This window comes from Gallalistipes aquisgranensis, from assembly GCF_014982715.1.
GTDB classification, from domain to species: domain Bacteria; phylum Bacteroidota; class Bacteroidia; order Bacteroidales; family Rikenellaceae; genus Gallalistipes; species Gallalistipes aquisgranensis.
Genome location: NZ_JADCJY010000001.1, coordinates 2,284,113 through 2,297,203 on the forward strand (window position 1 = coordinate 2,284,113; position 13,091 = coordinate 2,297,203).

At 65.4% G+C, this 13,091-nt stretch carries 9 protein-coding genes; 4 read left to right on the forward strand and 5 right to left on the reverse strand.

What is annotated here, in order from left to right:
* Positions 1–94 precede the first annotated feature (94 nt).
* The 5 genes from INF32_RS09250 to INF32_RS09270 form a co-directional block, all read right to left on the reverse strand.
* On the reverse strand, positions 95–2,590 hold the full coding sequence (locus tag INF32_RS09250; RefSeq protein WP_226388050.1) for a glycoside hydrolase family 31 protein: 2,496 nt from the start codon (positions 2,588–2,590) through the stop codon (positions 95–97).
* A gap of 142 nt (positions 2,591–2,732) precedes the next feature.
* A complete protein-coding gene (locus INF32_RS09255; RefSeq protein WP_226388051.1) occupies positions 2,733–3,254 on the reverse strand; it encodes a threonine/serine exporter family protein in 522 nt (173 codons plus the stop codon).
* The gene (locus tag INF32_RS09260; protein WP_226388052.1) at positions 3,251–4,123 is read right to left on the reverse strand and encodes a threonine/serine exporter family protein; all 873 of its coding nucleotides are present in this window, start codon (positions 4,121–4,123) and stop codon (positions 3,251–3,253) included. Before INF32_RS09260 ends, INF32_RS09255 begins: the two co-directional genes overlap by 4 nt.
* 10 nt (positions 4,124–4,133) lie before the next feature.
* A complete protein-coding gene (locus INF32_RS09265) occupies positions 4,134–5,414 on the reverse strand; it encodes an O-acetylhomoserine aminocarboxypropyltransferase/cysteine synthase family protein (protein WP_226388053.1) in 1,281 nt (426 codons plus the stop codon).
* A 164-nt stretch (positions 5,415–5,578) separates the two neighbouring features.
* The gene (locus INF32_RS09270; protein WP_226388054.1) at positions 5,579–7,207 is read right to left on the reverse strand and encodes a ribulokinase; all 1,629 of its coding nucleotides are present in this window, start codon (positions 7,205–7,207) and stop codon (positions 5,579–5,581) included.
* Between the two features lie 124 nt (positions 7,208–7,331).
* On the opposite strand from INF32_RS09270, the gene INF32_RS09275 reads away from it, so the two are divergent.
* From INF32_RS09275 to INF32_RS09290, 4 genes are all read left to right on the forward strand, one after another.
* Positions 7,332–8,387: a LacI family DNA-binding transcriptional regulator gene (locus tag INF32_RS09275; RefSeq protein WP_226388055.1), complete on the forward strand. Its 1,056-nt coding sequence runs from the start codon at positions 7,332–7,334 to the stop codon at positions 8,385–8,387.
* Positions 8,388–8,433: 46 nt separating this feature from the next.
* Positions 8,434–10,479 carry an FG-GAP repeat domain-containing protein gene (locus tag INF32_RS09280; protein WP_226388056.1) on the forward strand — a complete coding sequence of 682 codons (2,046 nt, stop codon included), beginning with the start codon at positions 8,434–8,436 and terminating at the stop codon, positions 10,477–10,479.
* A gap of 94 nt (positions 10,480–10,573) precedes the next feature.
* Positions 10,574–11,497 carry a dihydrodipicolinate synthase family protein gene (locus INF32_RS09285; RefSeq protein ID WP_226388057.1) on the forward strand — a complete coding sequence of 308 codons (924 nt, stop codon included), beginning with the start codon at positions 10,574–10,576 and terminating at the stop codon, positions 11,495–11,497.
* 105 nt (positions 11,498–11,602) lie between these two features.
* Positions 11,603–13,087, forward strand: a complete 1,485-nt coding sequence (locus INF32_RS09290; RefSeq protein WP_226388058.1) for a sodium:solute symporter — start codon at positions 11,603–11,605, stop codon at positions 13,085–13,087.
* Positions 13,088–13,091 lie beyond the last annotated feature (4 nt).

A 13,091-nucleotide genomic window follows, 5' to 3' on the forward strand; every position in this document is an offset into this window, starting at 1 on the left:
CCGCACGCCGCAACGTGGGCGGGAGCTCCGGCCGCGCAGAGCCGTTCCCCCGGAAAAGTGCCCGGGAGAGGGACGAGGAGCCCGGCCCGCAAGATCAGCGCCCCTTCAGCGGACGGAATTTCAGTTCGACACCCGTGTATTCGGCCTCACGTTCGACGGTCTCCACCTTCCAGGCGCCCTTCACGCGCACGGGACGGTGGACGATCACCCGCAGCCGTATCCGGGCCTCCATACCGGGATAGGAACCCTGCCGTGCGCCGAGCGTGAGCAGCCCCGAACGGTCGTTCCAACGCACGGGAACGGTGGCGCAGGCCCCCTTCTCGTAGTCGTAGCTCTCGCCGTCGTCCCCGTAGAGGGTGAAGGAGGCGTCGCGGCCGCCCCACACGGTGAGGATCAGTTCGCCGGGCCGCTCGCCCGTATGCTGCACGGGGGGAATGGTCGGGATCACCGAGCCGCCCCGCACGAAAAGGGGCAGACGCGTGAGGGGGGCGTCGCAGGTGATCCTGCGTCCCCCGTCGTACACCCGCTGAGGATCGTTCATGTCGAACCACAACTCCCGCTGCGGTCCCCGGCCGCCGGGCAGCCAGACGCGCACCCGGGTGTCGGGATTCTCCCGCACGCCGAGCGAATCGGCGTACATGGGCTCGGTGACGGGCCGCACGAGGATCGAGGGACCGAACAGATAGGCATCGGACGAGGCGGCGGCATGGGGATCGTGCGGAAAGTCCATCACCAGCGGACGCATCATGGTGTATCCGTCGCGGGTCACGCGCCAGGCCGTCGAGTAGATATAGGGCAGCAGGGAGTAGCGCAGGCGGATCATCGCCACCTGGGCCTCGTAGGCCGGTTCCCCGGGCTTGCCGAACTGCCACACCTCGCGGGGAACGTTGGTGCCGTGGGCGCGGAACAGGGGCGTGAAGGCCCCGTGCTGGAACCACCGCACGTACAGCTCCCGGTAGGCGGGATCGTCGAGCCCGCGGGGATACTCACCGCCCCGCTCGTTCACGAAGAAGCCGCCGATGTCGGAGGTCCAGTAGGGGATTCCGCTCAGGGAGAGGTTGAGCCCGGCGGGCAGCTGACGCCGGAAGGTCTCCCACGAGGCGGAGACGTCGCCCGACCAGAGGGCCGTGGCGTAGCGCTGCTGGGAGGCGAAGGCCGAACGGGTGAGAATCTGCACCCGGCGGTTGTCGCCCGTGGCCCGCAGCCTGTCGTAGACGGTGCGGGTCATCGCCAGCGAGTAGGCGTTGAGCCAGCGGTGGAAGGACCCGATGGCCGTCATGCCGGCCGACTTGCTCCGGGCCTCCTGTCCCTGCTGGGTGAAGCCGTCGCGGAACGAGGGTTCGGTGGCGTCGAGCCACCAGCCGTCCACGCCTTTCGAGTAGAGCCCGCCGCGCAGGTGGCGCCAGAAAATCTCCTGGGCCCGGGGATCGAACATGTCGACCACCTTGTACCCGGCCCACGTAGGCTCGTCGAAGAGGACGTCCGCCCGCTCCATATCGCGGTACACGGCCGTGGCGGGGCCCACGCCCGGCCACACCGAAACGGTCAGCTTCACCTTCAGCTCGTCGTGCAGGCGGCCGATGGCGCTCTCCGGATCGGGAAAACTGTCGGGGGCGAAGCGCATGGAGTTCCAGTGGGCCTTGTCGCCCCAGTACGACCAGTCGAGCACGATGTTGTCGATCGGAATACGGCGACGGCGGTACTCCTCGACCACGCCCGTCAGTTCGTCGAACGACTTGTAGCGCTCCTTCGACTGCCAGAAGCCGAAGAACGACCGGGGAAACATAGGCGCAGCCCCGGTGAGGGTGCGGTAACCGGCCACCACGCCGTCCATGTCCCCGCCCGCGATCACGTAGTAGTCGGCAGCCCCGCCCGCCTCGGAGACGATCGAGAGGGTGTCGCCCCGGGTGTTGTCCGCCACGGTCTTCGAATAGTTGTCCCACAGGATGCCGTATCCCCGGTCGGAGACCAGCACGGGATTGACGATCTCCTTGTTGGCCTGCACGAGGTTCACGCGGTGGCCCCGGTAGTTCCACACGCCCTCCTGGTACTGCCCGAGCCCGTAAATCCCCTCGTCCGGGGCGAGCACGAAGCGCTGTTCGACCCGCCAGCCGCCGTCCGGAGCGCCGGAAGGCGAAAAGCGGCGGGCACCGGCCAGCGGCTCCCGCACCAGATAGCCTCCCCGGCGGGAATCGACCACGCAGAAGGTTCCCGTCCGGTAGTCGTAACGGGCTTCAAGGGCGGCCGTGAGCAGGCTCATCCGGCCTTTCCCGGGCCGGATGCGGACGCGGGGTCCCTCCGCGGGGAGAGGCCTCACGGCCAGCGAGGCGCTCCGGTAGGCGGAATCGGGCGAGACGGTCACGTGGAGGATGCGGTCGGTGACAGCCTCCACACGGAGGGTGCGCAGGCTGTCCCGGATCACCATGCCCCGGGGAAGGGCCGTCACGCGCACGCCGGCACGGGCCACGCCGGGAGTCCAAACCCGGTCGCCCGCCCGGTCGCGCAGATTTCCGTGCGCTCCGTCGGCCGGAACCGCGGCCGACAGGGCCGCCAGCAGGACGAACCCTGCGTAAATCCTCATTCCTTTCATACTATCTCAAATTTTCCATACGTTCGAAAACACCTCGGCGGTCCCGGACGCCGCGCACCGGAAGGGTTCCACACGGCTGCGGATGCCCGGGTAAAGATACGAATTTTTCCTTTCGGGGCGAGGGTCCGGCACAAAAAACGGGTCACCGGCGCCGCGTCCGGTCGCCGGGACTGAGCAGACGGGTCATCATGAAGGACTGCCGGTGGAAGATGAACAGCGGCAGGGAGGCGCCCACCACCAGCGCGAACATCACGAACATCGTGGTCAGTCCGTTGCGGAAGACCTCCACGATCAGGGCCCCCTGCTCCGCGGCGGCGTCCCCGGCCATGAACTGCATGAGGGCGAGCACGGTCTTGTAGGCATACATGCCCGGGATCATGGGCAGCAGCGAGGGGAAGGTGAAGACCTCGGCCGGGCAGTGCATCAGTTTGGCGAAGAGCATGCCGAACAGGCCGATCACGAAGGCGGCCGCGAGCGAGGAGACGGTGATCTCCAGCGGCGTGTAGTGCAGCAGGTAGTAGCGCAGGGCATGACCCACGGCGGCCAGCAGGGCCGAGACGAGAACGGTGCGGCGGGGCGGGTTGGAGATCACCGCGAAGCCCACGGCGGCCACGGCGGCGAAGAAGCCGTCGCCCAGCACCTGTATGATCCACTCCCCGTTCATAGGATGCCGACCCCCACGATGAGCAGCGTGGCCGAGAGGCCCAGCGCGATGCAGATAATCAGGATGCAGGCGTTCACGGCCCGCGAGAAGCCGACCAGCACGTGTCCCTCCAGCGTGTCGATGATGGCGTTGATGAGCGGAACGCCCGGAATGAGGAAGAGGACGCTGGTACCCAGCGCGATCTGGGGCGTATCGCCCAACCCGTACCAGATGCCGAGGGCCGCGATCATCGAGGCGATGAAGGAGCAGAGAAAGAAGACGGCCATGTGGTTCATGCCCCGGCGCGTGGTCTCCTGCCGCACGAAAAAGCCGGCCAGCGTGGCGGCGAACACCAGTCCCATCGCCGCGGGATCGCCTCCGAACAGGCGGCAGAAGGCGGCGTTGGCCAGCGAAACGAGCAGCAGCACCCACCAGCGCGAGAGGCGCGGTTCGGCGACGACGGCCTCGTAGCGGCGGCGCAGCTCCGGCAGGGGCAGGTGACGGTCGTGGGCGGCCCAGCTCAGGGAGCTCAGCTGCGAAATGGTGTTGAAGTTGAAGGGACCGGGCTCGATCTTGCGCACGGAGGTGCGGCGGATGGTGTCGTCCGACCCGTGCAGGACGCTCATGGTGATATGTTTCTGGAAAACGGTCATCTCCACCTCGTAACCGAACGAGGCGGCGATCCGCGTGACGTTGCGCACCACGCGCGAGGTGTGCACCCCGGCCGTCATCAGCGTGGTGGAGAAATCGAGCAGGAAATTGGAGAGGTCGCGTATGGAGACCTCCCCGCATCCGCTCCGCCCGGCACCGTCCGGAGTGCCGCACAGCGGGGCCTCCGCCCCTCCGGGGGCGGGGTCCGCTCCCGTCACCGCGCTTTTCCGCTCTTCCATTGCCGTCCGTTTACTCTCCGAGGGCCTGACGGATGTCGTCCAGAATGTCCTCCACGTCCTCGATGCCCACCGACAGGCGGATCAGGTCGGGGGCCACGCCCGCCTCGCGGAGCTGTTCGTCCGAGAGCTGGCGGTGGGTGTGGCTGGCCGGATGGAGCACCGAGGTGCGGGCATCGGCCACGTGGGTGACGATGGCGGCCAGCTTCAGGCTGTCCATGAACCGGATCGCCTCGTCGCGTCCGCCCCGGAGACCGAAGGCGATCACGCCGCAGCTGCCGTCGGGCAGGTACTTGCGGGCCAGGGCGTGATACCTGTCCCCCGGCAGACCGGGATAGCTGACCCAGGCCACCTTGTCGTTCCCGGAGAGGTATTCGGCCACCCGCAGGGCGTTCTGGCAATGGCGCTGCACACGCAGGTGGAGGGTCTCCAGCCCGAGGTTGAGCAGGAAGGCGTTCATCGGGGCGGGCGAGGAGCCCAGGTCGCGCATCAGCTGCACGACGGCCTTGGTGATGTAGGCGTTGCGGCCGAACGCCTTCGTGTAGGTGAGCCCGTGATAGGAGGGATCGGGCTGCGTGAGACCGGGGAACCGGTCGGCGTGGGCCTCCCAGTCGAAGTTGCCGCTGTCGACGATCGCACCGCCCACCGAGGTGGCGTGGCCGTCCATGTACTTGGTGGTGGAATGGGTCACGATGTCGGCCCCCCACTCGAAGGGGCGGCAGTTGACCGGCGTGGCGAAGGTGTTGTCCACGATGAGGGGCACCCCGTGGCCGTGGGCGATGCGGGCGAACTTCTCGATGTCGAGCACCTCCACGCCGGGGTTGGAGATCGTCTCCCCGAACAGCGCCTTCGTATTGGGACGGAAGGCCCGGCCGATCTCCCCCTCCGAAGCGTCCTGGTCGACGAAGGTCACCTCGACGCCCATCTTCTTCATGGTCACGGCGAAGAGATTGTAGGTTCCGCCGTAGATGGTGGCCGAGCTCACCAGGTGGTCGCCCGCCGAGCAGAGGTTGAGCACGGCGAAAAACGAAGCCGCCTGCCCCGAAGAGGTGAGCATACCCGCCACACCCCCTTCGAGCGCGGCGATCTTGGCCGCCACCGCGTCGCAGGTGGGATTCTGGAGACGGGTGTAGAAATACCCGGCGTCCTCCAGGTCGAACAGGCGGGCCATCTGCTCGCTGGTTTCGTATTTGAACGTGGTGCTCTGGCAGATCGGCACCACGCGGGATTCGCCCCGCTTCGGATTCCACCCCCCCTGCACGCAGAGGGTGGCGGGTTTCAATCTCTTTGTCATCTTCTCTTTCGGTCTTGATCGTTCACAGGTTGCAAATATAACGATTCTTCCGTTTTTTTAACGGCCGGAGCACCCGGCAAATGCCGAAAAAAACGAATCCCGACCCTGTGCAGCACACTGCGGCAGGGTCGGGACCGTAAAAAGAGATCGTTCCGGGGACGCCGTTAAAATCCGTCGATGAACGCGCCCAGCGCCCGGTACCTTTCATACACCCGGTCGTAACGGGCGTGCCGGGCCGGATCGGGCACATACTCCGCATCGAATCCGGCACCCATCGCCCGCTGGGCCTCCTCCACCGAAGGATAGAGGCCGGCCGCCACCGCCGCGAACATGGCCGCGCCGGCGGCGCAGGTCTGCGAGGTACGGGCCACGCGGATCGGCAGACCGATCACGTCGGCCATCACCTGCATCACGAAAGGCGACTTGCGGGCGATGCCGCCCAGCGCGATGATCCCCGCGATCTCCACGCCCTCGTCCGTCATCCGTTCGTTGATGGCCCGCGAACCGAAGGCCGTGGCCTCGACCAGCGCCCGGAAAATGGCCGGAGCCGAGGTCGAGAGGGTCAGCCCCGTCAGAGCTCCCTGCACACGGGGGTTGGCATCGGGCGTGCGGCGTCCGTTCATCCAGTCGAGCGCCAGGGGCAGCGACTCCTCCGGGTCGATGCGTTCCGCCTGGCGGGTCAGTTCGTCCAGAATCCTCTCCTCCAGCGCCGGGTCGGCATGCGCGACGTGGCGCAACGGCCAGCTCATCAACTCGCGGAACCAGGCATAGATGTCGCCGAAGGCCGACTGCCCGGCTTCGAGCCCCTCGTACCCGGGCAGGACCGAACCGTCCACCTGGCCGCAGATGCCCCGGATCACCCGGCTGCCGATCTTCTCCACGGGCGTCATCAGAATGTCGCAGGTGGAAGTCCCCATCGCCTTGACCAGCACGTTGGGCGTGATACCGGCCCCGACGGCCCCCACGTGGCAGTCGATGGCCCCCACGCCCACAGCAATGCCCTCGGGCAGCCCCAGCCGGGCCGCCCACTCGGACGTGAGCCCGCCCACGCGGGTGTCGCCGGTGCAGGTCTCCGTGTAGAGCCTTTCTCGGAAGCCCGCCAGCAGGGGATCGAGCGCCTCGAGGAACTCCCCGGAGGGAAGTCCGCCCCACGAGGCGTGCCACATGGCCTTGTGCCCGGCCGCGCAGCGGCTGCGGACGACCCGCCCGGGCTCCGTGTTGCCGGTCAGCAGGGCGGGCATCCAGTCGCAGTGTTCGATCCACGCCCAGGCGTCCTCCCGCAGCGACGGGTCTTCACGCAGGCAGTGGAGCACCTTCGACCACACCCACTCGCAGGAGTAGATCCCTCCCTCGTAACGGGTGTAGTCGATCTCCCATCGCCGGGCCAGGTCGTTGATCTCCTCCGACTCGGCGATGGCCGTGTGGTCCTTCCAGAGCACGAACATGGCATTCGGGTTCTCGGCGTGGCGGGGAAGCAGGGCCAGCGGCGTCCCGGCCCGGTCGGTCAGCACGGGCGTGGAGCAGGTGGTATCGAACGAAATGCCGCACACGCGCTCCGCCACGCCGGGCCCGCAGGCAGCCAGGGCCTCCCGCACGACCCGTTCCAGCGACTCGATGTAGTCGAGCGGGTGCTGGCGGTAGCGGTTGCGGGCCGGATCGCAGTACTTTCCCGCCTTCCAGCGGGGATAATAGCAGACGGCGGAGCCTGTTTCAGCACCGTTTTTAGCATTTACGACCACGCAGCGCACCGAATCGCTGCCGTAATCGAGACCTATAACAAACTGATCCTTCATTATTTAAAATTTTTCAGGTTATTTTTTTCGAAATTTATTTTGGAATTATAACGTTTTAGCATACATTTGCAAATGTATAACGATTTAGCTGATAAAACAAAATTATTTTCCAAATATTTTTCCGATGCAGACACGCCGCGTAACCATCAAAGACATAGCCGAAGCCGTTGGGGTTTCCACCTCGCTGGTGTCGTTCGTGATGAACAACAAGGGCAAGCGCTACCGGGTGAGCGAGGAGATGACCCGCCGCATACAGGAGGCCGCCCGCGAACTCAACTACCAGCCCAACAGCGCGGCACGCAGCCTGCGCAGCGGACGGTCGCGCACGATCGGGGTGATCGTCTCCGACATCTCCAACCCCTTCTTCGCCGACATCGCCCGCCGGATCGAGGACAACGCCTACAAATATAACTACACGGTGATCTTCGGCAGTTCGGACGAGAACGCGGCCAAGCTGGAGAACCTGATCGACGTGCTGGTCAACAAGGGGGTGGACGGGCTCATCATCGTGCCGTGCCACGGTTCGGAAGAGGTGGTGCGCAGAGTGGCCGGAACGTCGCTTCCCGTGGTCCTGCTCGACCGGTACATCCCCGATTCGGACATCAGCCACGTGGTGCTCAACAACCGCAAGGCCACGTCGCTGGCCGTCGAACACCTGATCGGACAGGGGTACCGCCGGATCGAAATGGTCTCCTACGACATGCGGCTCTCCAACACCCGCGAACGGGAAGAGGGCTACATCTCCACGATGGAGCGCCACGGGCTGGGAGAGTTCGTCCGCACCCACAGGGTCAAGTTCCAGCGTATCCCGGAGCAGATCCGAGAAGTCATCCGGGAGATGACCCTGCACGAACCCGCGGCCGAAGCGGTGATCTTCGCCACCAATACGCTGGCCGTCGAGGGTCTCAAGGCCCTGGCCGGCTTCGGGACGGTCGTACCGCGCGACATCGCCGTGGTGGGATTCGACGGCAGCGAGGCCTTCGAACTCTACTACACGACGCTGACCTACATCAAACAGCCCATCGACCAGTTCGGTCACGAAGCGGTGGAGCTGCTCATCAGGAGCATCGAGGAGAGGGACAGGAGCCGGGTGGCCGCCGTCACGCTGAATCCCGAGCTGGTGGAGGGCGACTCCTCCCGCCACAGGCAGAGCGCCGCGGAAACGGCCGGTGTCCTATGACCCTGTTTTCGTCCCGAATTGCTAAAACGTTTTATTTTACCTGAATATGAACAGAATAACCGAACGAAAGAACCTTGTGCGAGCGATGTTCCCGCTGATGGCGCTGTTCTGCGCCGCACCTGCCGACGCCTCGCAGGCGAAGGCTCCGGACCAGGCCACAGAGACGCAGGCCCCGGCGAAAAAGAAAAAAGAACCCCGTCCCAGTACGGACCCCTACCGTGTGAGATATAATAATGGGGGACTGGAGGTAGACCTCGGGGTAGGCCTTTGGGGGATACCGATGCCTCTGGACTGGGACGGTGACGGGCTGACGGACCTGGTGATATCGTGTCCGGACACTCCGTACAAGGGGGTTTACCTGTTCCGGAACATCGGGAGTTTGGAACGGCCGTTTTTCGACCGGGCGAAGAAGCTGACGGGCCGTGCGGCGAACAACATCAAGCTGTCGATGGTGGACGGGAAGCCGCGCGTGCTGATGCACGGGTTCGAATACGACGGATTTTTCAGGGATTTCTTCAAGAACAAGCGACCGATTCCCTACGAGGGTCCTGTGATGGACGAAGGGTTCAAGAAGTCGCGGAGCAAGATGTGGAGCTACGTGGACTGGGACGGTGACGGCGACCAGGACATCGTGGCGGGGATAGACACGTGGGACGACTACGGCTGGGACAACGCCTTCAACGGGAAGGGCGAGTGGACCCGGGGCCCGCTGCACGGCTACGTCCACCTGCTGGAGAACGTGGAGGGGAGGTATGTGAACCGGGGACGGATCGAGGCCGGCGGCCGCGAGATCGACACCTACGGGGCGCCGAACCCGAACGTGTGGGACTGGGACGGCGACGGCGACCTGGATATCATCTGCGGGGAGTTCGTGGACGGTCTCACGTGGTTCGAGAACGTCGGTACGCGGAACAAGCCCCGCTTTGAGGCGGGCCGCCAGCTGGCGAACGGCGAAGGCGACATCCGTTTCCATGTGGAGATGATCGTTCCGGTGATGTGCGACCTGGACCGCGACGGGAAAATGGACCTGCTGGTGGGCGACGAGGACGGCCGGGTGGCGTGGGTGCGCAACACGGGCCGGGTGAAGGGAGGGATGCCCCAGTTCGAATCGCCCGTATACCTCCGCCAGAAGGCCGACGCGGTGAAGTTCGGCGCGCTCTCCACGCCCTGCGCCTATGACTGGGACGGGGACGGGAAACAGGATATCGTGACGGGGAACTCGGCGGGGAACATCGCGCTGATCCGGAACCTGTCGGGCGGGGAGCATCCCGTGTGGGACGCGCCGCAGCCGTTCACCGTGGGGGGCCGGCCGATCCGCATCATGGCGGGGGAGAACGGTTCGATCCAGGGACCTGCCGAACGCAAATGGGGCTATACGGTGCTGACGGTGGCCGACTGGGACGGCGACGGACGTGCGGACCTGATCGTGAACTCGATCTGGGGCCGGATAGAGTGGTTCCGCAACATCGGCAAGGGGCTGGAGCTGGCCCCCGCACAGCCCGTGAAGGTTGCCTGGGAGGGCCGGGCGCCCAAGCCGGCGTGGAACTGGTGGGACCCGGAGCCGGGGACGCTGGTGACACAGTGGCGGACCACGCCCGTGGCCGTGGACTGGAACCGGGACGGGCTGACCGACCTGATCCTGCTGGACCACGAGGGATACCTCTGCTTCTGGGAGCGGTTCCGGGCCGGGAACGGGGAGCTGCTGCTCAAGCCGGGGCGCCGCATCTTCCGGTGCGGGGAGAACTCGTCCTACAACAACCGTTCGGAGGTGACGGACACGGCGGGGGGTCCCCTGCGTCTCAACTCGGCGGAGGCGGGCGCATCCGGCCGCCGCAAGATATGCATAACGGACTGGGACGGTGACGGCGACCTGGACATCATCGTGAGCAGCCGGAATGCGGAGTGGTTCGAGAATCTGGGCGAAAAGGACGGCATCGTGGAGCTGCGCTGGCGGGGGAACGTCTCCGACGTGCGGCTGGCGGGCCACACCACCTGCCCCACGCCGGTGGACTGGGACGGGAACGGGGTTCCCGACCTGCTGCTGGGGGCCGAGGACGGGCACTTCTACCTGCTGAAGAACAACGTCCGCTGAGACCGTGCTAAAATGGAGCCTTCACCGCCGCAGGGCGGGAGGGGTTCCGGATGCGAATTATGTTAAAACGATATAAACAGAAAACTAACCAGACATGACAACACGCAAACCGATCGTACGGGGCATCGTTCCCCCGATGATCACCCCCATGAAAGACAACAACACGCTCGACGCGGAGGGAGCCCGCCGGCTGGTGGAGCACATGATCGCCGGCGGCGTTCACGGCATCTTCATCCTGGGCACCACGGGCGAGGCCCAGAGCCTGAGCTATCCGCTGCGCTACGAGCTGACGGACCTGGTCTGCACGCAGGTGGCCGGCCGCGTTCCGGTGCTGGTGGGCATCACGGACACCTCGCTGGAGGAGAGCCTGCGGCTGGCCCGCAAGGCGGCCGACTGCGGGGCGGCAGCGGTGGTCTCGGCCCCTCCCTACTACTTCGCGCCCTCGCAGCAGGAGCTGATCGAATACTACACGGCGCTGGCCGACCGTCTTCCCCTGCCGCTCTACCTGTACAACATGCCCTCGCACGTGAAGGTGATGATCGAGCCGGCCACGGTGAAGGTGCTCTCGGCCCATCCGAACATCGTGGGGCTGAAGGACAGCTCGGCCAACATGGTCTACTTCCAGACGCTGATGCACATCCTGGGCGAGGGGTCCGACTTCGACCTGCTCGTGGGACCGGAGGAGTTGACGGCCGAGTGCGTGATGATGGGAGCCGCGGGGGGCGTGAACGGCGGGGCCAACATGTTCCCGGAGCTCTACGTGAAACTGTACGAGGCGGCGCTGGCCCACGACACGGAGACGATCCGTACGCTCCAGCGGCGGGTGATGGACATCAGCACCACGATCTACTGCGTCGGCCGGTACGGCTCCAGCTACCTGAAGGGAGTCAAGTGCGCCCTTTCGCTGATGGGGCTGTGCGACGACTACCTGTGCTACCCCTACCAGCGCTTCCGCGAGGCGGAGCGGGAGAAGGTGCGGGCCGCCCTCGAACGCCTGGGGGTGAAGACCGTGAAGTAGCTCCGCCCTCCGGAGCGGCCGGGGGACTTCCCCCGGCGGAGACCGGACGGCCTTCGTCCCGGCGCTCCGGCACCCTTTTTCAACCGAACCTCTAACCCGTTATCTATGGACATCACCGCATTAGACTACATCGTATTCTTCCTTTTCGTGGGGGGCGTGGCCCTGTTCGGCTGCTCCTTCTACTTCAAGAGCCGCAAGGGCTCCGCCTCGTTCACGGCGGCCGAGGGCTCGCTGCCCACCTGGATCGTGGGCATGTCGATCTTCGCCACGTTCGTCAGCAGCATCAGCTTCCTGGGTCTTCCGGGCGACGCCTACAAGGGCAACTGGAACCCCTTCGTGTTCAGCCTCTCGATCCCGATCGCCACGTGGCTGGCGGCCAAGGTCTTCATCCCCCTGTACCGGGGCATGAACTCCGTGTCGGCCTACCACTACCTGGAGGTGAAGTTCGGCTACTGGGCCCGCTGCTACGTGGCCGTCTGCTACCTGCTCACGCAGCTGGCCCGCACGGGGTCGATCCTGCTGCTGCTGGCCCTGCCGATCCACAACATGTTCGGCTGGGACATCACCTCGATCATCGTGTGGACGGGCGTGGTGACGCTGCTCTACACTCTGCTGGGCGGTATCGCCGCCGTGGTGTGGACCGACGCCATCCAGGGGATCATCCTGATCGCCGGGGCCGTGGCCTGCGCCCTGATCCTCACCTTCTCGATGCCCGAGGGGCCCGGACAGCTCTTCCAGATCGCCTCCGAGCACGGTAAGTTCAGCCTCGGGAGCTTCGGCAGCAGCCTCGCCGAACCCACCTTCTGGGTGGTGCTCGTCTACGGACTGTTCATCAACATGCAGAACTACGGCATCGACCAAAACTACGTACAGCGCTACATGACCACCAAATCGACGGCGGCGGCCGTGAAGTCCACCCTCTTCGGGGGGCTGCTCTACATCCCCGTGTCGCTGGTGTTCGTCTACATCGGGACGGCGCTGTTCGCCTACTACACGGCACGGCCCGAGCTGCTGCCGGCCGGCACGCCCGGCGACGGGGTCTTCCCCCACTTCATCGTGCACGGGCTGCCCACGGGCGTGACGGGACTGGTGATCGCCTCGATCTTCGCCGCCGGCATGAGCACCATCGCCACGAGCATCAACTCCTCGGCCACGGTGGTGCTGACGGACTTCGTGAAGCAGCTCTCCAAAAAGGAGGTGTCGGACCGGCAGAGCATGAAGGTGCTCTACTCGACCTCCTTCATCGTGGGGGCGCTGGGCGTGATCGTCGGGCTGCTGATGATGAAGGTGGACGGCGTGCTGGACGCCTGGTGGAAGCTCTCCTCGATCTTCAGCGGCGGCATGCTGGGGCTCTTCCTGCTGGGACTGGTGTGCCACAAGACCCGTCGCAGCCATGTGGTAGCCGCCGTGATCTGCGGGCTGATCGTGATCGCCTGGATGAGCCTCAGCCCCCTGATCAACGAGGGCTCGCCCTTCTACCGCTTCCACAGTCCGTTCCACACCTATCTGACCATCGTGTTCGGAACCACGGTGATCTTCCTGGTCGGCTTCATCCTGACCAAACTCGGTAAAAACACTTCGAAACAATAACTGC